Genomic DNA, 20,260 nt, shown 5'->3' on the forward strand with positions numbered 1-20,260 from the left:
ATTAAAATAACCTAAAAATCAAATAGTTGCTGTTTTATTTATCAAATTGATCCATTTAGCAATAAAAAAAATACCTGATACACAATTTATATCGGGCATTTTATCTCAAGAATAGTAGTGATTTACAAGTGTAGAATAATCGCTTTTGCATCATTTAAAACCTTGTTTTTAGCATTTGTCCATTGGCCATCAATCCCAATAACGAAATCATCATTTGTCTTACTAATGATATTAGCATCATCTTGAACGCTAATTCGCCAAGTTTTGACCAATTTTTTTGCTTCATATAGTGAAATGGAAGTCACTGGACAACGATTTTCTAAAAAAACTGTTTCTATCTGGTAATTGTATGCACCCATACGTGGCAATTTTTTATTCAAACTAGAGATTCTTTCTAAATAATATCTTTGTTTATAGCTTGATACCTTTCCATAATAGTTCATAATAACACCTCAAATCTTATTACTAAATAAAATGACACTCGTACCCACGATTGCGATCAAACCAAAGAAAAACAATTGTAAATAGACTTTTCGGATTATTTTTTTACTTACTTGCTGGATTTTTTCAATCGAGTTCTTTGATGAAAATTGTTTGTTAGCTGTTGATTTTTGAGACATTTCTACTATTTTTGCTTTGACTAAAATCCGTTTCGTTGTCTCTGATGCTTTGTCGCATGTCAGCAATGTCAAAGTTTTTGCTGGATTTTCTTCGATATAGTTCACTTCTTGTTCATCAATTATTTTTTTCTCAGTAATCACATAATGATAGCTCTTCCCTAAGTAATCCAAATCAATTTTCTGACCCTTTTTTGCATTTGCTAATTTGCCAAACAACAATCCTTTTTCACTTAAATGATGTCCCAAAAAAATCATATTGTCTTTCAACGGGTCTCGCCTAGTATACATTGTTGCCGCACCAATTAGCATAGCATTTTGACTAATTCCAGGAAAAACCGGAACAGCTAGTGCCAACTGAGGAATTGATAATACACCAATCGCCTCTAGTTCTTCACTTTTTGCTGTAAATACATCACTAACCGTTGCTGACTTTACTTCTTCAAATGGAATCGTCTTGCCATTTTCAAGATTATCGACCATCTGATACTTAGCCGTTACGATGTGTTGGGTAAAAATCGAATTTTCAACGTACTGATAGCTAATTAACGCTAATCCCACATAAAAAAAAAGCAAAAAATAACTCTTTTTATTCCCTCTCATCTGATTTACCTCCAAAAATGAGCGTACCTGATAAGCTTTCAAAAAGATTTCCTAGCTTAGTTGACGATAATGCGCCGCTTCCAAAATTAGCAATTTTCTTTTTACTGATCCCATTCGTTGGTGCAAAACTAGTCACCGGTTGCGTGGCTTTCTTCTTTTTGATATTTTTTTCATAAAAACCAATACTCGTTTCTTTCGCATGGTCTTCCTCACGTATAATTTCTTTTTCTGCATGATACAATTTTGGAACACTGGGCTTTTCTCCATTCATCAGCATAACCGAGCTAAACAAAAAAACGATTAAATATTTTTTCATAGGCTATTTCTCATTCCATAAATTTTTGATACCAAATTCCCGAAGACTTTCCAATCTTTTGAACTTGGTGGGCTGTTCCAAATCAAGTAGTCACTTTCGACTATTTCAGGCAATACATCAGATAAATAAATATCTGTTTGAGGTGAGTACTGATTGTCAACTTTGAGGGTAACGAACGGTAAATGAACAATGTTATTGGCAATATAGTTGTTGTATTGTTCTCCTAAAGTAAAATCAATCGTGATCGTGATTGCTTTTTTTTGATTTTGATAGGCTTGACTATTGACAAGAATCAAAAGTATTTCTAATAATACTTGCTGATTTTCAGTTTGATCACCAATTAGCGAGATTGTTTCTTTCTTACCCAAAAAGTGTAAAATTTGTCCCATTTCTTGAGTAAAACTATCAAAGAAGAAATCTAAAATAACATAAAAATGCCCATCTAGTAGACTATCTTTGTAATAAAAAAACTTGAACAATAATTCAGATAACTGATGATTCAAACATTCATCTGAGGACTTGATCCCCACTGTGCTCAATAATTCTTGCGTCAAATCTGCCAATTTATTTTCTTTCCCTACGTTACGTTCTTTTTCTTGGCAAAGATACTGATTGATTCGGAGATAATTGATCAAGGTAACCACATCGGTTGTTTGGGTCTTGTCCTTTTTTTCAGTAAAGTGGTGATAGCTCTTAGTGATTGGCTCCACGTAACATTCATCTGTTGAAACAAGCAACCTGTCAGTTACACTGTTTTGTCCGTTCTCCACTCGAAAAAAAGAAACCAAACAATAATACAAAAGTTTCGTTTTTTTTAATCTTCCCAATGGTTCGATGATTCTTAATTTTTGTAATTCATCAATAAAAGCTGTTGCCTTTTCCCACTCCTGCGCGGAAAAAGGGTTCTCGTAATTTTTAAAAATATAAAAGTAAATCTGTGCTAAAAAAATGCGCAACTTACTTTCATTGACCTGTCCAACCAAAAAATTCATTTGATGCATATCTAAAAAAGATTCCAGTTTATTTTTGATGACATAAGAATAAGAAACACTAACATAATGATAGTAACTGTAGTTTTCCATAATTTCTTTGGTGTTCATACCATTTTTTAAGAAGTAATCTAAAAGGCTAAATAAATAAGATTCTCTACCATATTTCCAAATCAAACGATTGATTGAATCTAAACAGTTTTTCTTATAAATATATTTACTTTTATTTTTGGAGATAAAGAAGTAGTCATCTAACTCCATTGTTTTAAAGTCTTCGATCAATAAGCCTAAAAGTTTATTTGCCCGAAAATAAGTTAAGTCAAATTGTTTTTCAATATCTTTGACTGCAAAAGCGTCCGTATCTAAATTATCAATATAAGAGAATAACATCAGCTTGGCCAACGTCTCTTTTTCAAATAGTTCCTTCATATGATTCCTCATTAAAATAGCTACTACTTAGCTGGCGCTATCTTCTTTCTGTAGTTCATTCATTAATTTTTTGATTTTCTGATTTTTCTTGTGAATGTAAATAAAGATAATAATAAAAAGAAGCAATAAAATGCCACAAATCAAAAGAATCAGATAAAGCGTCGTATGATCCTTTTTCTCAGCAACTGCTGTTCGATTCAAATCAGTGGCAGTTTTTTCCGAAATAGTAAAATTTTGTGTGAATTTCCATTTGTTGCCCTTTGATTCTGCAGTCAAAGTTGCTGTATATTTCCCAGGACTTAAATTTTTCCCGTCCGTGCGAATATCGAAATTATAAACGGAGTTAGGTGCTTGCTGTCCATTTTCAATTTTAGTGGTGTACAATACTTCTTTCTCATTCATTTTGCGAATGCTACCATTGACGTTCAATTTATTGATAAACATCCCACTGGTATTTTTCAAAGGGAATTTGATACTGTTTCGTCCATTCACTTGTTCTACTTTGATTTTTCCGGGTTCAATAATAGGTTTCGTTACTTCTTTTTCACCGTGTAAAATCAATGCGATCGTATAACCATATTGATTTTGAACTGCCATACTGCTTTTATTCTTTCCACTGTCTTCATTTTCTTTTGCAAGTTCTTCGACAATGTTGATTCCACCCGCTACAACACCATCAAAATTTTTTTCTGGCGCAGTAATCGTATACGTTAATTCCTTGGTTTCTTTTGCTTTTAAAGCAAGTTTTTCTGTCTGGACTTTTACCAACTGTTTCATATCATTGGTTAAGTTAACTGATTCAAATTGCTGGCTATTTTTGTACTCTACAACGCCGTTACTATTTGTTGACGCATGATCAACGTTCGTATCGATCACAATTGGATGGTCGGCATTATTCGTAACTTGAACAACTAACTCGGTTGTTTCTTTTGGTTCCAGTTGTAAGTCGTAATAAGACAATGTTTGATTTACTTGTTTCTCTGAAGGTAATGGATTTACTTGGAAATCAACAGAGGCAGCTGATACAAATTGGAATGAGTAGAAAGAGCAGACTGAAATAGCAACGAATAAAAAAGCTTGGATTTTATTTTTCATTTTTTTCTCCTTTAAAAAAATAGGAATAGATAGCCTGATGACTGTCTATTCCTACATCTTTACGAATGACTAGTTGTTTGCAACGCCATCTGTTAATACCCAATTAAGTGTAGTTGTATATTGACCAGCCACTTTGACTGTTGCACCAGGAACGCTTAGAGACGCTGTTCCTTTAGCAAAATCTTCAATTGCTAAACCATTCCCTTCACCTGTTTGAGCATCCATGATAACTGCAGCTTCATTGGTTGTTTTCAAAGCAACACCTGTTTTTTCATGTGCAATTGCTGTTGAGTTTGCATCAATCGAAGGTGAAACTAATGTAATTTCTGCATTTGTTAATTCATGTGTACCATTTTTGAATTGACCATTTTCTGAAACTTGTAATGCCCAACCTGCTTCTGTCCCACGTATGTCTCGAACAGTGCTGACAGTATCTGTTTCAGAAGTGTAGACTTCATCAGCTGCTGAAATTGCATGCATACCGAAGTCAAGATCCGCAGCACTCACTAATGTCAACGCGCCACTATCAGGTGTTTTGAACCCAACTTCACCTGTTGTATTTTTTTGGTCGACTTCAGCAGCATAAACAGTTGCACCCGCTGTTGCTGATAATAACGTTGCTGATAATACTAATCCCATAATTACTTTTTTCATTTTAAAATTCCTCTTTTCGTTTTTTGAATAAATAAATGACCCCCACCATTAGCAGGAAATACCCGCTCATCGTGATAGGTGCTGAATCAACAGCTCCAGTTTTTGGAAGTACGCCTGATGTAACATGATATGAACCTGATTGTGTAGTATCAGGAACAAGTTGTCTTGTTTCATTATTAACTGTGTTATTTGTTGTTTGATCGTTATGATTATTTATTTGATTGCTTGAATCACTTGTATTACTATCCCCTGTTTCATAGAAACCAACGGCTGCTTTCGTTGTACTCGAATCAGCAACTTGTTCCGCCTCAATCCGAGTAGCAAAGCCAAAGAATAAGATGAAGGATAGTAACGCGGCGAAGCATTTGTTTCTTTTTTTCATAGCTTTCTATCCCCTTATTCATTTGGTACCACATCGTTTAAATCCCATTCGATGGTCGCATCATACGTATCGACAACAGCTTTTCCACCGGGAACAAATAATTGAAGAGTATCTGCTTTTGACTGCCAGTCTTGAGACACATTCTGTTCCTCATGGTCGCTTGTTGTTTGATTATGAATCACAACACTTTCATCTGTTGTGATCGCTTGTTTTCCTTGACTTGGATTCATGTAATAGAGTGTAGCACCAAGTTTTTTACTTGTTGTTGTGCCAATAAATGCTTGATTTAATTTTGCAGTTAAACTCCAAGTAGAACCATTTTTACGTAAATCTTTGATGAGTAAGTTCTTATCCAAAGATTTTAACGAATAAGTTTCGTCTTTTGCTGAAATAGTGTGCTCACCAAATTGCAGTTTTGTTGGCGCATCAACAAAGAGAAGTTTGCCTTGATAAATATATGTGACTGTTTGAGCTTTATCAGTAAATTTACCTTCTTTATTATCTGGTTCTTTGAGTAAAGTATAATTATCGATTGTTTTTGCTTGAGACGTATACGGATCATCAACCTTACCGTTCAAAACATCTTTTTCAGCGATGTCATTCCCATCTTCATCCACATATTCAACAGTGACAGGTGCACCATCTTTTCTTTCTAAGATTGTCACCGTTGCTGTCTTAGTTGAAATATGTCCAGTAGAATTCGTAACAGAGTATGTTACTTTGTATTTTCCGGGTGTATCCGCTTGGACTTGGCTATCATCGACCGTTACTTGGCTACTGATATCGCCGTCATTCGTATCTTTAGCAACAATATTTTTTAATAATTTTTCTTTGATATTCGCAGCTGTCAAGTCTCCAACATAAAATGTTTTGTCTTCAACACTCAAGTTAGCAAAAACAGTACTGTCGCCTGTTGTTAAGAACTGGTTATTCAAATCAAAATGTTTCCCACCAGCGATATTTCCTCCGTTGGCTGTAGCCATATAGATATAAGATTGGCTTGGGTACGTGATGCTATCATTATTGGCATGAGCACTGACACTAGCTTCGTAACTACCATCACGTTTGATGTAGCCTCCAGAAGTTTTTTCTGACTGTAAATCAATCCAAATTTCATTGTTGTCTGGTTTGGTAGCATCTCGATACACTTTATAATATTGCTTAGGAATCACCGCTTGTGTTATTGTATCTCGAACAACAATGTTTGCTATATCTTCATCTGTAATAGTAACTTTTCCGTTTCCTATTGGTTCGATGTACCAAGCAAAACGATAAAAACAATCAGCGGGTAAAATGTTTTCACCAGAATAGTTGACCTGAATAAAATTTTGAATCACATCTGACGTACGGGTAAAATTACCAGTTGGTAGTCCACCTACATTAGAACCATCTTTGCCAACAAAATTCCCAGGAGTTCCATCTGAAATTCCCCAGTAAGAGTTAACATAATCGTAAATTGGTGGTGTGTTCGTATCCACGGTTAACTTAGGTGTTCCAACAATTGTCGGAATATCTTGTCCGTTTGATGTCGTCGTTGCTGAGACATTATATGTTGTCCCAGTATTTCCAATTACTTTGGTATGGAAATCAGCTGAAATCGTCGTATCACCAACAATGTCATTTTTAACAACAAATGTGATCGTTCCAGCATTTTTGTCAATGGTTACATCAAAATAGCTTGAAATATTTTCATCTGTTAAGTCAATTGCGCTATAATCAATTGCTTCTGTCGGAATAGAAATAACTATTGTTGTACCTGCAGGAATCGAATCACCATCTTTGTTAGTCAAAGTAATCGTTCCAGTATAAGTTGTATTTAACGTATAAACACTAGAATTCGCTTTATAAGAAACAGAGCCTGTAGCAATTTTTGGAGTTATTCTGGGGAGAACATCTTTTTTGATTGCATCATCTGCTTTTGTTTCATTTTCCGTTGCACTCATCGCTGTTTCCGCTATAATAGAACTTGAAATATTTTTTTCTTTCGACTCTTTTACGGAAGTATTCGTCTGATCACTTGAATTTTCAGAGGTTTGAGTGGTCTTTGTTTTGGTTGCTTTCGATGAAAGAGTTGTTTGATCGGTTGTTTCTGCGTGAACAATTGTTACAAGATTATTTGCTACTGATAAAGTTAGAAACACGCTACTTAATAAAACAAACTTCTTATATGTTGAACTTTTCACTTTTCACACCTCCCTTCAATTGTATTGCACTTAAATAACATATGGTTGTTATTTACTTACAAACACATTGTACTAATCTTCAAAAAAATTTTCCTCTTTAATAGTTGAAAATTTTTTTTAATTTCAAAGAATAACTCAAACACCTAACATAATTATGGGCTTCCTACCAGTGAATCTCTTAACTTATGCACCCATAAAGAAGAATGCTAAAATACCAGCAATCACAACTAAATAAGTCAAATTTTTACCAAAGTAACTAATCCCTCGCTCTTTATTCGTCTGTTGACGACTTGTTTTTTTATTTAGGCTCAAATTATTTTGTACTTGCATATTGTTCACCTTCCAAATCTTTGTATTGTACAGAATGTACTGTTTTATTCCATTTATTTTGTGGCTTGAACCACGTGAAGAAACCTACGATTTGCGCAATCATATACGTTAATGAATTATAAATAAAGCAGTAAACCAAGCGAATAAAAAACAGAATTTTTTTCCACCAAGTATTTTTCAGTTGGAAATACTCCTTACCTTCTTCAATAAAGTAAACGGTTGGTATGATCAAAAAGTTGAAAGCTTCCATTGTTAACCAGAATGTGATAACAGAAAACAAATTAGGTAAATATTTCAACAAACGAATATCAATGATTCCTAACGCTAAAATAATTAAGTAAGCTACTGGGCGTACCATTGAATAAGAATAAAACAAGGTTTCAATCTTACTCATCAATTCATTGAAGTGCTTTGATTTAAATAAAGAAATGAATTGTTTAAATGTTGTTGAAAATGCTACATACCAGTGACCTTGTGCCCAACGTGTTCGTTGATGATGACTCGCCAAAAAACTATTTGGTTTTTCATCATGGACAACTGCAAATTGATTCCAACCACTTCTTAACCCATTCATTGACAACTCCACTTGCAATTCGAAATCTTCTGTATAACTTCTTGGATTCCATCCGCGTTCCAGCAAATAAGTTGTATCCAAAATAAATCCTGTTCCACCAATCGCTGCATTCCAACCCAAAACATAGTTTGCAAATTGAACAGCACGATTTGTAATAAAGTAAACAGCGGAATAACCAGAGGCAGTAATTGACGTGAAAACATTTTTCATACCCAAATAGCCTTGGATCACCACAAATTCTGGATGTGCTAGACTTTGTGAATTCATTTCCGTCAAATAATTTGGTTCTACGATGTTATCTGCATCGATAAACGCAATATAATCATATTCTTGCCAGCTTTCATTGTTGATAAAACTTGCAATCGCATGAGGTTTCCCTCTTGGCTCATCCGGTTTCGACGTATTTTCAAATACTTTTGCCTTGCCGATACTTCTAACGATTTCCGCTGTATTATCCGTACAATTATCAGCAATCACAACAATATCAAACAAGTTTGGATCATATTCTTGCCGAACCAACGCTTCGACGGTTTCCTTGATTACCGCTGCTTCATTATGTGCAGGAATCAAAAATAAAAACTTCTTTTGTGGATCAACTATTTCATAATCTCTTTTTGGCGTGACCAAGCCAAAAACAGATAATGCCGTAAAAAATAATAGATTTGCAAAAACGAGCACAATCAATGCTGTGCAAACCCAAGATAACGGTTCAAACAAATAATTTGGTAATGTAAACAACTAAAATTCCTCCTTGTCCTTCTATTAAATAGTAGCACCCTCTCGAAGAGACGACTTCTCATTATTTGAAAAATTTTTTCTATAATATTGAGATATCATTTCACGAAATTTAGTATAACAAGTGAGATTTTTCCTTTCCTCTTTAAAATTCAAAAAATAAACAGGGATTATTTCAGTTTTATGGAATAAGTTCTACAACCATTCCTAAAATCAAATAGAAGAACTACTGAAAACTCAATTATTTTCAGTAGTTCTTCTATTTTTTTCTTCAAAAATTTTTCTTTCCAGTAAGTTGTAGTTCTCCGGAAAATTGCTTTGATCCCAATAATAATATCGTTGTTCTTTTGGCATTTTTTGTTTCATAAGTGAATAGTTGATTAACAGTAAATCACATTCTGCAGTGGAAATTTCCTCAACGATCAAGACCGTGACAAAGCCAAAATTTCCCAAAAAAGATGTAAGATCTTTGATACACGTATTTCCTAACTCTTTTGATAAACCAACTGTAATAGCTGGTGCACGATACTTACGGTAATGAAGGGTCAATAACACACAGAGTAATAGTAATGATTTGTTTTCCTTGACAGTCTGAAGCTCGCCTTCATTAATCACCTTTTCTCTCAGCGTAAATAAGTATTTCTGGTAGCTCGCTGGCAATAATAATCGAATCAGCTGGACGAATTCTTTGGTGTTTTTCCCGACCAGCTTATTCGCAACTTCTGAAAAAAGCAACACATCATACACAAATTCACTCTTGCTAATGAGTTCAAATTGATTTTTTTCAAGTAAATGAAGATATGTTTTTATAAATAATGCTACTTTTTTATTCTCACTCACTCGTTGTTTGGCAAATTCTCTTTTCTGGTCCGATGTAATCTGTTCATTTAAAATAAATAAATTGAGAAACGTACTCAAAAATTTTTTTTCTGCACTTCTAACCTTCTTGGGTAAATGGTGCCACAATTCCGTATAGGGATGACTTTGCTCACGAAAAAGTGTTTGTACATCTTTACTCAATACAAAGTCTGTCAAATATTTCTTCGATACATAGCGACTTTCCAACACATTTAATAATAAAATCAGTTGCTGTTTTGTAATAAATGAGAGTTCTTGATTCACAATCGCTTGGTATCTCTTCTCATTGTCAAGATAGTTAAATAAGTTTTCTTGCCCCCGGTACCCCCACCACAATGAAAAATAGAGAAATGTCCGGTAAATGATTTCTTGACTGTCATTGGTTACTTTGAAAGTTAAGTTCATTTGATAAACAGCTAACAAACTTTTTAACAACTGAATTTTCCGATGAAAAGTTGAGATACTAATCAAATGTTTTTGTACATAGTTTAATTCATTTTTATTTGGGTGGCGCATTTTGTAGACTAAATAAGTGAATGTAACACTTTCTTTTTTTAACAAAAATAAACGATAGCTATCAATCGTGAACAAATGTCCTTCTTCTTTGCGAAACACTTTCCCTGTTTTTAAAATAAATTGAGAATCGCCGTATTCTTGCATTTCGTCTTGAATTATTTCTTTTGCTAGCGTTTGAATTCCTTGATAAGAAAGATTAAATTGTTTTGCTATATCTTTTAATGAAATTTTTTGTTCTTGCATGACCAAGTACTTAAATAAATGAAGTTTATTTCGACTATTTGATTCAAAAAACAAGGTCTCAAACATCCCGTCAACTAAATGGTTCATTCTGTTCACCCATATTCCTTAACTTTTCTAAACCTATTTCTTGTTTATGTATACAATAACATCCAGCTCTGTTTTGATTGCTTATCCTATTCCTTTTGTTGATTGCCACAACAAAGAAAAAACTCTTTACTAAAAAAACACAATATTATCATTATAATAACATTTTAACTAATTTTATTTCATAAATAAACAAAAAAAGTAACACTGCCTGAAACTTCACTAACGGGCAGTGTCACCTTAAGAAAATCTAATAATTCGAACTAATTTAATAATACCACACTTATTTTATAATACAAATATTTTGCTAATGAAGTAGCAAAATATTTCTTAAAGAAAGAGATGAAATGAATTCAATGATAAAAAAACATCTACTATCCCAAAAAATATATTCACTCATTCTTAACTTTACTTATCTTTTACTCGTAGCTAGACAGCAATGTTAAGATTTCTAACGGATGGTCCGTTTGCAGTAGTTGATTCATACGTTCAGGTTGTTTTTCCAAATAATGGATGACAGAGAACAACTTTTTGAATTCTGGATGTTTCAAATCATTTTTTTTGACTGCCAGCAACAGAACAACACAAATTTGTTCGCCATGCCAAGTAATTGGCTGCTTCATCGTCGCAATCGAAATCGTTGAATGCTTGACATAAAATGGATTGCCGTGAGGAAGTGTTACCAGCGAAGCAACCCGTGTGCTTGAATGACGATCTCGTTCTAGAACGGATTCAATGAATTCCGGGTATACATATTGATTTTCAACTAGAACATCACCCATAAAAGACAAGATTTCCGTTGGATCTGTCAAATCTAAATGTGAGAAAATCAAAAACGGATTCGTAAAACTTGCCAAATCAAATGTTTTTGTTCGTTTGTTTGGTACATGTTCTAACATGTATTTCGTTAACCTCGATAAATCTGTTTCTGTAATCATCGGTGAAATCTCAATTACAGGAATGCTTTCATGTTGAAAGGGTAATGTTGTCAAAATAAAATCAACCGGTGGAAATGCTTCGAGCTTCAGCTCAGGACTATATTCAATTAAATCCAGAATCGTCAATTCAGGAAGTTCACGATTCAGCCTTGCCTCAAGAAAAGTTGCCATTGCTTTTGAATATTCACTAACTAAAATCGTTTGATATCTCCGACTTTTTTGATGTTGGTGACGCTCAATTGCTGCTTGGAAATGGATCGTCAAATAAGCAATCTCATCTTGTGGCACATAAAAGGGTTCTTTATCAAAATAATCTTCCAAAATCAATTGAAGAACTAAGAATAATTGCGTATACGTGCTAAACACATTTTTCGTTAAAGGATTTGAGATTGTTAATCCATAATTCAAACGAAAATAAGTAGAAGATAAGTGAGAACTCAAATTTTGGACTAAAAGTTGATCTTCTTTCAATGAATAATCTAAAAATTGTTCAACTTGATCAATCAAGTGAATAGCTAGTTCATCTGCTTCACCTTGAAAACGCGCAGCAGACTGCGACTTAGAAAATAAGTTAGCAATTCTTAACGCTAAATAGTTGATTTCATCCGGTGAAAATTCAATGGGATACACGTTTGCTAACTTGGCTAAGACTTGGCTACTGATTTTTTGCGCTTGTGTATGATTGACTGCTTCATTTTCATCTTCACTTAATTTGACTTTTTGTAGTTGCTTCATGCGTTCCAACATAAAGTAAATATGGATCTCAACCGTAGATAAGCCTGCAGGTTCCTCTAACTGATTTTCATAAAAAACATCTCGCAAGGTGTGTTGGATTACTTTTAGCGTATCTTTCGCAAAAAATTCCTTCAAGGATGGACTTTGTGGATCTGTCTTTTGCATATTACGTAAGGTCTTCACCAATAATTGTCTTTTTTCTTGCTCATCACCCGTGATAAAGGTCCCCAGTTTAGTTTTTGACACTAACGCCAAATGATGTTGTTGAAAAAAACTTTGCAAATCTGTTAATTCTTTTCTAATTGTACGGCGACCAACGAATAATTTTTCCGCTAATTCTTCAAGACTTAGGCCATCTTTTGCAACTAACAAATGAAAAATCAATAATTGGCGTAGCTGACTTCTTTCCAACTCAGTTTCATCATTTTCGTTCAACAGACGTTTGACTTGATCTTTTTCATGGGGTAAGCCAACCAGTAGGATACCTGTTCCTTTTTTTCTTTCAATAATCAAAGGTAACTGATGCGCCTTCAACCAGTCTTCGATTTTATTTAAATCACTATGGATCGTGCGCTCAGAAACTTGAAAGCACGTTGCTAATTCTTTGGTTGTTAAATAACTATTACTTTTTATTAATTGGTAAATTAAAGATTGCTGGCGTTGATTCATTAAGAAAAGAAGCTCCTTCCTGAATAAAAAATCGACTATGATAACACATCTATTATGTCTCATCACAGTCGATTTTTCATCTTATGTTACATTTCGCTTAATAATTGATTAACAGCCGCTTTATTTGGTGCTTCCATCAACGCTTGACGAAAGTCGTCATCCATTAGTTTACGTGAAAGACGTTGGAGAATTTTTAAGTGCATATCTCCTTGGCTATTTTCCGGAACAGCGATCATGAAAATCAAATGTGCCGGTTCCCCATCAAGCGATTGCCAATCGATTCCTTGCTGACTTCTCGCAAAAGCAAGTGTTGGTTTTGTCACATAGGTTGATTTACCATGAGGGATTGCGATGCCCATTCCAATACCAGTTGTACTTTCATTTTCGCGAGTATAGATTGCTTGTTTAAACCCAGCTGCATCTGTAATGTGACCTGTTTTCCCTAAACGTTGGACTAGATCTTCAATAACGGTGTCTTTTGTCGTTTCAGTTGTGTCTAGAACAATCGTATCATCTGTCATGATTTCTGTAATTGAATCAAAGTTTGTTGAAGCAACTGGCGTTTTCATTTCTTCGCCTTCTACTTCGTCCAGACGCATTGCGCCATTTGATGTCGCAACAACTGGTGTTGCTTGTAAAGTTGGTTTCAAGATTCTTAACATTAAAACTGTTACTGCGATACCAGCAATCACTGCCACAAAGAACATTGCCACATGATCCACTGCACCCAACACAGCCACGATTGGTCCACCATGTGCAACATGGTCAGTTACACCTGAAAGCATTGCAATGACACTACCAGTCATTGCACCGATTACAATACTTGGAATAACACGTAGTGGATCAGTTGAAGCAAATGGAATCGCTCCTTCCGTGATACCAAATAACCCCATTGCTAGCGAAGCTTTTCCTGCTTCACGTTCAGTTTTTGTAAATTTCGTTTTCAAGATCAATGAAGCTAAACCTAACGCTAAAGGAGGAATACAAATCGCAACTGCAATTGGTCCCATGATGGAATAGTTTCCTTCAGCAATCAAGCCTGAGCCGAATAAGAACGCAACTTTGTTAAATGGTCCGCCCATGTCAAAGGCAATCATCGCACCAAGAATCATTGCTAAAACAACTTCACTGCCACCTTGCATACCTGCTAAGAATTGTGTCAATGAATTAAATAAAAGTGCAACTGGTTCACCAATAACATAGATGAAGACAAAGCCAACTGCCAACGAACCTAAAATAGGAATGACGATAATCGGCATAATAGATTGTAATGCTTTTGGTACAGGAATTTTTTTGATTCCTAAAGCAATAAATCCAGCTAAAAACCCTGTGATGATTCCGCCTAAGAAACCAGCGTTTGCATCACTTCCATATAGTGCACCATTAGCTGCCAACATTCCGCCAACAAACCCTGGAACTAAGCCCGGACGATCCGCGATACTTTGAGCAATAAACGCTGATAAAATGGGAACCATCAAGCCCATAGCGATACCGCCAATACTATTCATTGTCGCCCAGATCGTACCTTCTGGAATTTTGATTCCTTCTGGCGTTGCTGTTCCACCTAAAGTCAATGAAATTGCAATCAACAGCCCACCAGTCACAACGAACGGTACCATATAAGAAACACCATTCATCAAACTTTTATATACTTTTTTCCCTAATCCTTCTGTTTCGCCAGTGTTTTCAGCAGAAGCATCTGTCAGAGCGCTTTCAAAAACAGGCGCTTTTCCTGCTAAGATATCTTCAACCAATGTATTCGCATGATGGATACCATCTTGAACGCCGACATTGATTAGTGGTTTGCCTCCAAAACGTGATTTGTCCACTTTTGTATCTGCAGCAATAATGACGCCCGCTGCTTCTTTGATGTCACTTGCTGTAAGTTCATTCTCCACACCAATCGATCCGTGTGTTTCGACTTTTACTTCAACACCAAGTTCTTTCCCAGCTTTTTCTAAATTTTCAGCAGCCATATATGTATGGGCAATTCCAACTGGACAAGATGTGATTGCAACAATTTTTTTCATCTTTCTTCCACCTTTCTTTCTACTCACTTAGTATATAAAAACGGTTTCTTTTTATTAAGGACAAATTGATTCCGAAATAACGGAAATTTTTGTCATAAAGAAGTTACTTCAAAAAATAAAAAAACTGTAGCAGATCACTTAATCGTCATCCCTACAGTTTTTTGATAAAATTTTACAAATACTTTGATCGTCAAACGCTGCCTATAATGAAACTGGTGTAGCTGTTTCTTTTAAGACAGTATTCAATGCTTCGATATTTTCTCGACCTGTTTGTTTTAACCATTCACGTGCAGCCGCTTCCCCCTCAGTGATGAAAGGTTCCACACCATTTGCCCAAGTTGCTCGACCACATAGGACACCATTAAATGTTGATCCTGCCGTTTTGGCAAAGCGTAATGTTTCTTGGAACAACTCGGCAGAGACTCCTGCACTCAAAAAGATAAAAGGTAACGAAGTTGCTTCTGTCTGTTCTTTGAAATAAGTTGCTGCTTCTGTCTGTGTATAAACGACTTCCCCAGCTGCATATCCTTCCACGTAATTCATATTGACTGGAACTTCTACTTTCAAGACATCCACTTGATAACGTTCACGAGAAAATTCTTTCATCATCTCAATCACTTTATGTGGTTTGACCTTGGCATACTCCAAAGATGTACTATCTGCATTCTCGGCATCATAAGAAACTAATTCCAAGAAAAATGGTAGTTCTTCTGCTTCGCATTCTGATCCGATTCGTTCAATAAATGCTTGTTTTCGTTGATTGATCTCGGTAGCTTCATCCACGTCGTAATATAATAAAAATTTACATGCATCCGCACCTTGTTCTTTTAACCGTTTGACTGACCAATCTGCTAAGAGATCTGGTAATCGTCCTGGAGTCGAAGCATCATAGCCTGTTTTTTCATAAGCCAAGAGTAACCCAGCACTTTCTGCACGTGCTTGAGCCGCTGGCAAGCCATATTCAGGATCCAGCAAAATAGCAGAAGCATACGGAGTCAATTCTTCCGAAACGATTTTTTTAAAGTCTTCGATTTGCTCATCTGTTGCAGGTGTTTCTTGATATTTGGCAATCATTTTTTTCAACGCACCACGTTGGTCAATGGCTAATGCACTAATAATTTTATGTTCGTCCGTTAGTTGTGCGACATATGCTTGTTTTCCTTTAGTTTCGATCATTGATTTTGCACCATCCTTGTTAAGTTTCATCAGCATCCACTTTTACGACTACTGTGTTTTACCAAAATAAGTAATTAGACTTTCGAGACTTTGATTTGATTATATAAATGAGGAAAATTCACCAAGTTCACTTGACCAGTTACTGCTTCTTGGGCATTTAACATCCCTAAAACGTTAGCTATTTTTAATAATTCTTCTGCATTTTTCCCCTGTTGTAACGCATAAGTGATACCAGCAACGGTCGCATCTCCCGAACCAACTGGATTCACAACATCGATTTTGGGAATACTCACCTGATAAAAAGTATTTCCATGCTTGGCAAAAGCGCCTTGCGCGCCCAGTGAAACAATGATCCATTCGATTCCAGCAAAGCGTTCATTCCTCAATGCTTCTTTTAAAATCATTGGCTCATTGGTCACGTCCAACGCTAATAGTTCTGATAGCTCTTCCAGATTCGGTTTGATCACTGTTGGTTTTGACTCGCTTTCCAAAACAGCTTGCAAAGCTTGTCCTGAGCAATCTAATACGACTGGTTTCTTCTTTTGCTGACAAATCGACAACATTTCACGATAAAAATCAACAGGTAATCCTGCTGGTAAACTTCCGGAGAAACTCAGAATAGTCGCATCATCTACTAGCTGTTCAAAATGAACTAAAAAGTCTTCTGCTTCTGCAGCCGAGATGACCGGTCCTTGTTCTAAAATTTCTGTTTGTTTTCCTTCATGCAAAATGGCAATACAATTGCGCGTCTTTCCACTAATCGGTGAAAACGCGTGTTTGATTCCTGCGTCAGTCAACTCATGTTGGATGGCCTCGCCTAGTTCTCCACCCAATAAACCACTTGCTAAGACATCAGCGCCTAATTGTTCTAAAACTCGCGTGACATTCAATCCTTTTCCACCAGCTGTCTTCCGCACTTTCGAGACACGATTGACTGTATCTAATTGGAAGTGTTCCAATGGATAAGAGATATCAATCGAGGGATTCATCGTGATCGTGACAATCATTTTCTTACCTCCACATTAATCGTGATACTCACCACGATCCCATTTTTCTAAAAACTCATCAAAGAAATGTTCATCTGCTTGCTCTGGGTGATTTTTTTCAACATGATCGATTTTTGCAATTAAGCGTTTGTTCTCAGGTGTTTCTTGGTATTCTGCTTGAATAAAAGCTTCAATGATATCACAAATCAAAAATTCTCCGGTAATTTTCCCTCCAAAACCAATCACATTCGCATTCAATTCTTCCTTCGCATAAATCGCACTTGTCATATCACGAACTAAAGCGGAACGAACGCCCGGAACTTTATTGACAGCATTATTAATCCCTACACCCGTCCCACATATACATACGCCTAAATCTGCTTCATGACTGACAACTGCTTCACCAACTTTTTTGCCATAAATCGGGTAATGTGTCCGTGTGAAATCATAGGTGCCCATATCAATGACTTCGTGTCCTTTTCCTTTTAAAAAATCTGAAACGGCAATTTTTACATCCGTAACAATGTGGTCACAACCAATAGCTATTTTCATGAGTACTTACCATCCTTTTCTTTTTAAGCCATTTTATTTAACATGTCTACGCGGATTTGGTGGCGTCCACCATCATAATCAGCTGCTAAAAATTCTTTGACAATATTTTTGGCTAATCCTTCACCAACGATCTCAGAGCCAATCGTAATCATTCGCGCATTATTATGTTCGCGTGTCATGTAAGCTGAACGTTCATCGGATACTTCCGCTGCTACCATACCTTTGACTTTTGTCGCCGTCATAAAGCTCCCTGCGCCATAGCCATCAAACGCAATCCCAAGACTTCCTTCTTCAGCTAAAACCTCCATTGCTACAGCTAATGTTGATTCGATAAAATCACTCGAAGCGGTTTCACTTTTATCAACTACTTCAAAACCTTCTTTAAGCAAGTATTCTTTGATGGGTTCTTTCAATTTCATTCCTTGTTTATCTGATCCAATAATGATCTTCATTTTTACTCCTCCTCTAATCAATTAAAAATTTGAGTATACTGCTCATATTGCGTTTTTATTGTCTCTGAGATTGTGTGATCCGTAAAAAAACCATCGACTTCATTTAGTGAATAAAAATTATAAAAGTCGCTATGACCAAATTTATGTGCATCTCCTACTAAATATTTTTTGTGCGCTTTTTCCAAGACTAACTGCTGGAATTTTCCTTCCTCAATACTGAAAGTATAGACATGCTCGTTCAAAATCCCATTCACGCCGACAAATGCTTTTTCAATACTCAATTTTTGAATCGTCTCATTTGCCATGGAACCAACAAATGCACCTGTTTTCTTTCGAAAAGAACCACCTACTAAATACAACTCGAGGTCGTCTTTTTTCTCTAACAAATTAAAAACTGGCAAGCTGTTGGTAACGATTCGTAATGGTCCTTCTTGAATAAATCGGGTCATCAATTCGATTGTTGTTCCAGATCCTAAAAAAATCGTGTCCCCTGCCGAAATTTTTTTGGCAGCATTTTTAGCTATATACTTTTTTTCTTCTATACTGATTGCTTTTTTCTCAGTATGAGATAGCTCGACCCCTGTCAGTGGCTGTTCTTTTATCGTTATCGCAGATTCGGCATATCCCTTACTCTGTGCACCACCATGCACACGTTCGATTTTTCCTTGTTGGGCAAGCTCATCTAAATCACGACGAATTGTCATCTCTGATACTGGTAAATTTTTTTGGATCATTTTCACCGTAATGACACCAAACTGCTCACACAATTCTAAAATGGAACGTTGCCGTTCACTTTTCAACATAGGCACCACCTTTCCAACGACATAATAAAACATTTACAAACAAATATCAACACAAAAAAGCAAAAAATGTTTATTTTCTTTTAAAAATACGCTTGACTTTCTTATGTAAGCGGTTATACTTTAGGTGTAATTGAGTTATCCAAACATTTTTAAACAAAGGAGGAGGAAATATGTCAACAACCACTACATTCTTTTTCCCCGAAACAACTTATGTTTCAAATAAACAAACTCAAACAGAAGTGTTTGAGGAAGTTTATTTAGATTTAGTAGAAAAGGGATTAGTTACTGAAGACTTTTTCGATAATTTAGTAGAAAGAGAGGCCAATTATCCAACGGGATTAGACTTATCACTCATCGATTCATCTTTGCCGGATATCGCAATCCCCCATACCGAGAGTGAATTCGTCAAAACAACTCGAATCGTCCCAATTAAATTAACGCATCCAATTTTATTTCATCATATGATTCGTCCATCAGACACTTTGGATGCTTCCTTTTTATTTATGATCTTAAATGAAAATGGTGCTGAACAAGCAGGGATGTTAGCGGACATCATGGACTTCATCAACTCTGTTGACAAAAAAGAGTTGACGAAATTTTTCTCATGCGAGGAACCAAAAGAAATCTATACTTTTTTAGAAAAGAATTTTAATTAGAGGAGTGTTTTGAAATGGTAAAAATTTTAGCTGCTTGTGGTGCTGGGGTTAATTCAAGTCATCAAATCAAATCTGCTTTAGAAAATGAACTAAGTAAACGTGGGTATCAAGTTTCTTGTGACGCTGTCATGATCAAAGATATCAATCAAGAAATGTTGTCTCATTATGATATTTTTGCACAAATCGCAAATACCGATCTTGGCTTCCCAGTCAACATCCCCGTTGTCGATGCAGGCGCAATTTTATATCGCATCCCTGCAATGGCTGAACCTGTTTATTCACAAATGGAACAAGCAATCCAATCTATCCAAAAATAAGAAAAGAGGAATTTCAAATGATTAAGATTTTAGCTGCTTGTGGCGCTGGGGTTAACTCAAGTCATCAAATCAAATCTGCTTTAGAAAATGAACTAAGCAAACGCGGATATCAAGTTTCTTGTGACGCTGTCATGATCAAAGATATCAATCAAGAAATGTTGTCTCATTATGATATTTTTGCACAAATCGCAAATACCGATCTTGGCTTCCCAGTCAACATCCCCATTGTCGATGCAGGCGCAATTTTATATCGCATTCCTGCAATGGCTGAACCTGTTTATTCACAAATGGAACAAGCAATCCAATCTATCCAAAAATGATACCTAAAAAAGATTTTC

21 protein-coding genes are annotated in these 20,260 nt (G+C 35.6%); 3 read left to right on the top strand and 18 right to left on the bottom strand.

From position 1 onward, the window contains the following. Positions 1–122: 122 nt before the first annotated feature. The 18 genes from AC4BC3_RS07605 to AC4BC3_RS07690 all read right to left on the bottom strand — a co-directional run bounded on the left by AC4BC3_RS07605 (position 123) and on the right by AC4BC3_RS07690 (position 18,949). Complete coding sequence (locus AC4BC3_RS07605; RefSeq protein WP_490466189.1) at positions 123–443, bottom strand: hypothetical protein; 321 nt, start codon at positions 441–443, stop codon at positions 123–125. A 9-nt stretch (positions 444–452) separates the two neighbouring features. Next, a complete protein-coding gene (locus tag AC4BC3_RS07610; protein ID WP_490466190.1) occupies positions 453–1,220 on the bottom strand; it encodes a class A sortase in 768 nt (255 codons plus the stop codon). After that, a complete protein-coding gene (locus AC4BC3_RS07615) occupies positions 1,207–1,536 on the bottom strand; it encodes a hypothetical protein (protein ID WP_206909275.1) in 330 nt (109 codons plus the stop codon). The genes AC4BC3_RS07610 and AC4BC3_RS07615 overlap by 14 nt, the downstream gene beginning before the upstream one ends. After that, positions 1,533–2,954, bottom strand: a complete 1,422-nt coding sequence (locus tag AC4BC3_RS07620; RefSeq protein WP_490466191.1) for a hypothetical protein — start codon at positions 2,952–2,954, stop codon at positions 1,533–1,535. Before AC4BC3_RS07620 ends, AC4BC3_RS07615 begins: the two co-directional genes overlap by 4 nt. A gap of 27 nt (positions 2,955–2,981) precedes the next feature. After that, complete coding sequence (locus AC4BC3_RS07625) at positions 2,982–4,049, bottom strand: WxLIP family cell surface protein (protein ID WP_490466192.1); 1,068 nt, start codon at positions 4,047–4,049, stop codon at positions 2,982–2,984. Between the two features lie 69 nt (positions 4,050–4,118). Then, complete coding sequence (locus AC4BC3_RS07630; protein WP_490466193.1) at positions 4,119–4,703, bottom strand: WxL domain-containing protein; 585 nt, start codon at positions 4,701–4,703, stop codon at positions 4,119–4,121. Position 4,704: 1 nt separating this feature from the next. Further along, entirely contained in the window at positions 4,705–5,085 is a 381-nt protein-coding gene (locus AC4BC3_RS07635; protein WP_490466194.1) for an LPXTG cell wall anchor domain-containing protein, read from the bottom strand. Positions 5,086–5,099: 14 nt separating this feature from the next. Next, positions 5,100–7,268: a MucBP domain-containing protein gene (locus AC4BC3_RS07640; RefSeq protein ID WP_490466195.1), complete on the bottom strand. Its 2,169-nt coding sequence runs from the start codon at positions 7,266–7,268 to the stop codon at positions 5,100–5,102. A 183-nt stretch (positions 7,269–7,451) separates the two neighbouring features. Beyond that, positions 7,452–7,598, bottom strand: coding sequence for a hypothetical protein (locus tag AC4BC3_RS07645; RefSeq protein WP_206909266.1), 147 nt, complete (start codon positions 7,596–7,598; stop codon positions 7,452–7,454). After that, positions 7,582–8,910, bottom strand: coding sequence for a glycosyltransferase family 2 protein (locus tag AC4BC3_RS07650; RefSeq protein WP_206909265.1), 1,329 nt, complete (start codon positions 8,908–8,910; stop codon positions 7,582–7,584). The genes AC4BC3_RS07645 and AC4BC3_RS07650 overlap by 17 nt, the downstream gene beginning before the upstream one ends. Before the next feature lie 234 nt (positions 8,911–9,144). Further along, positions 9,145–10,611 (bottom strand): hypothetical protein, encoded by a 1,467-nt coding sequence (locus tag AC4BC3_RS07655; protein WP_490466196.1) that lies wholly within the window; start codon positions 10,609–10,611, stop codon positions 9,145–9,147. Between the two features lie 416 nt (positions 10,612–11,027). Then, entirely contained in the window at positions 11,028–12,950 is a 1,923-nt protein-coding gene (locus tag AC4BC3_RS07660; protein WP_490466197.1) for a BglG family transcription antiterminator, read from the bottom strand. Between the two features lie 86 nt (positions 12,951–13,036). Then, positions 13,037–14,980, bottom strand: a complete 1,944-nt coding sequence (locus AC4BC3_RS07665) for a PTS fructose transporter subunit IIABC (RefSeq protein ID WP_206909262.1) — start codon at positions 14,978–14,980, stop codon at positions 13,037–13,039. Between the two features lie 201 nt (positions 14,981–15,181). Next, positions 15,182–16,156, bottom strand: a complete 975-nt coding sequence (lacD, locus tag AC4BC3_RS07670) for a tagatose-bisphosphate aldolase (RefSeq protein WP_490467304.1) — start codon at positions 16,154–16,156, stop codon at positions 15,182–15,184. Between the two features lie 74 nt (positions 16,157–16,230). Beyond that, positions 16,231–17,163: a tagatose-6-phosphate kinase gene (lacC, locus tag AC4BC3_RS07675; protein ID WP_490466198.1), complete on the bottom strand. Its 933-nt coding sequence runs from the start codon at positions 17,161–17,163 to the stop codon at positions 16,231–16,233. 15 nt (positions 17,164–17,178) lie between these two features. Further along, the gene (lacB, locus tag AC4BC3_RS07680; RefSeq protein WP_206909260.1) at positions 17,179–17,694 is read right to left on the bottom strand and encodes a galactose-6-phosphate isomerase subunit LacB; all 516 of its coding nucleotides are present in this window, start codon (positions 17,692–17,694) and stop codon (positions 17,179–17,181) included. Positions 17,695–17,717: 23 nt separating this feature from the next. Beyond that, a complete protein-coding gene (gene lacA / locus AC4BC3_RS07685) occupies positions 17,718–18,146 on the bottom strand; it encodes a galactose-6-phosphate isomerase subunit LacA (RefSeq protein WP_206909258.1) in 429 nt (142 codons plus the stop codon). Between the two features lie 17 nt (positions 18,147–18,163). After that, on the bottom strand, positions 18,164–18,949 hold the full coding sequence (locus AC4BC3_RS07690) for a DeoR/GlpR family DNA-binding transcription regulator (protein ID WP_490466199.1): 786 nt from the start codon (positions 18,947–18,949) through the stop codon (positions 18,164–18,166). A gap of 170 nt (positions 18,950–19,119) precedes the next feature. Here AC4BC3_RS07690 and AC4BC3_RS07695 point away from each other — a divergent pair, with 170 nt between their 5' ends. Genes AC4BC3_RS07695 through AC4BC3_RS07705 form a run of 3 tightly spaced genes read left to right on the top strand, consistent with a single transcriptional unit; the run spans position 19,120 to position 20,242 of the window. Beyond that, on the top strand, positions 19,120–19,605 hold the full coding sequence (locus tag AC4BC3_RS07695) for a PTS sugar transporter subunit IIA (protein WP_206909254.1): 486 nt from the start codon (positions 19,120–19,122) through the stop codon (positions 19,603–19,605). A 14-nt stretch (positions 19,606–19,619) separates the two neighbouring features. After that, a complete protein-coding gene (locus tag AC4BC3_RS07700; protein ID WP_206909252.1) occupies positions 19,620–19,922 on the top strand; it encodes a PTS sugar transporter subunit IIB in 303 nt (100 codons plus the stop codon). A gap of 17 nt (positions 19,923–19,939) precedes the next feature. After that, positions 19,940–20,242, top strand: a complete 303-nt coding sequence (locus AC4BC3_RS07705; RefSeq protein ID WP_490466200.1) for a PTS sugar transporter subunit IIB — start codon at positions 19,940–19,942, stop codon at positions 20,240–20,242. Positions 20,243–20,260 lie beyond the last annotated feature (18 nt).

It is taken from the genome of Enterococcus sp. AAFC-DPL-6103 (assembly GCF_058216595.1).

Coding starts and splice junctions, on each gene's coding strand:
- AC4BC3_RS07615 (WP_206909275.1), bottom strand. CDS start 1,536: ATGAAAAAATATTTAATCGTTTTTTTGTTTAGCTCGGTTATGCTGATG.
- AC4BC3_RS07660 (WP_490466197.1), bottom strand. CDS start 12,950: ATGAATCAACGCCAGCAATCTTTAATTTACCAATTAATAAAAAGTAAT.
- AC4BC3_RS07605 (WP_490466189.1), bottom strand. CDS start 443: ATGAACTATTATGGAAAGGTATCAAGCTATAAACAAAGATATTATTTA.
- AC4BC3_RS07610 (WP_490466190.1), bottom strand. CDS start 1,220: ATGAGAGGGAATAAAAAGAGTTATTTTTTGCTTTTTTTTTATGTGGGA.
- AC4BC3_RS07695 (WP_206909254.1), top strand. CDS start 19,120: ATGTCAACAACCACTACATTCTTTTTCCCCGAAACAACTTATGTTTCA.
- lacA (WP_206909258.1), bottom strand. CDS start 18,146: ATGAAGATCATTATTGGATCAGATAAACAAGGAATGAAATTGAAAGAA.
- AC4BC3_RS07645 (WP_206909266.1), bottom strand. CDS start 7,598: ATGCAAGTACAAAATAATTTGAGCCTAAATAAAAAAACAAGTCGTCAA.
- AC4BC3_RS07625 (WP_490466192.1), bottom strand. CDS start 4,049: ATGAAAAATAAAATCCAAGCTTTTTTATTCGTTGCTATTTCAGTCTGC.
- lacB (WP_206909260.1), bottom strand. CDS start 17,694: ATGAAAATAGCTATTGGTTGTGACCACATTGTTACGGATGTAAAAATT.
- AC4BC3_RS07630 (WP_490466193.1), bottom strand. CDS start 4,703: ATGAAAAAAGTAATTATGGGATTAGTATTATCAGCAACGTTATTATCA.
- AC4BC3_RS07705 (WP_490466200.1), top strand. CDS start 19,940: ATGATTAAGATTTTAGCTGCTTGTGGCGCTGGGGTTAACTCAAGTCAT.
- AC4BC3_RS07655 (WP_490466196.1), bottom strand. CDS start 10,611: ATGAACCATTTAGTTGACGGGATGTTTGAGACCTTGTTTTTTGAATCA.
- lacC (WP_490466198.1), bottom strand. CDS start 17,163: ATGATTGTCACGATCACGATGAATCCCTCGATTGATATCTCTTATCCA.
- AC4BC3_RS07665 (WP_206909262.1), bottom strand. CDS start 14,980: ATGAAAAAAATTGTTGCAATCACATCTTGTCCAGTTGGAATTGCCCAT.
- AC4BC3_RS07620 (WP_490466191.1), bottom strand. CDS start 2,954: ATGAAGGAACTATTTGAAAAAGAGACGTTGGCCAAGCTGATGTTATTC.
- AC4BC3_RS07700 (WP_206909252.1), top strand. CDS start 19,620: ATGGTAAAAATTTTAGCTGCTTGTGGTGCTGGGGTTAATTCAAGTCAT.
- AC4BC3_RS07690 (WP_490466199.1), bottom strand. CDS start 18,949: ATGTTGAAAAGTGAACGGCAACGTTCCATTTTAGAATTGTGTGAGCAG.
- AC4BC3_RS07635 (WP_490466194.1), bottom strand. CDS start 5,085: ATGAAAAAAAGAAACAAATGCTTCGCCGCGTTACTATCCTTCATCTTA.
- lacD (WP_490467304.1), bottom strand. CDS start 16,156: ATGATCGAAACTAAAGGAAAACAAGCATATGTCGCACAACTAACGGAC.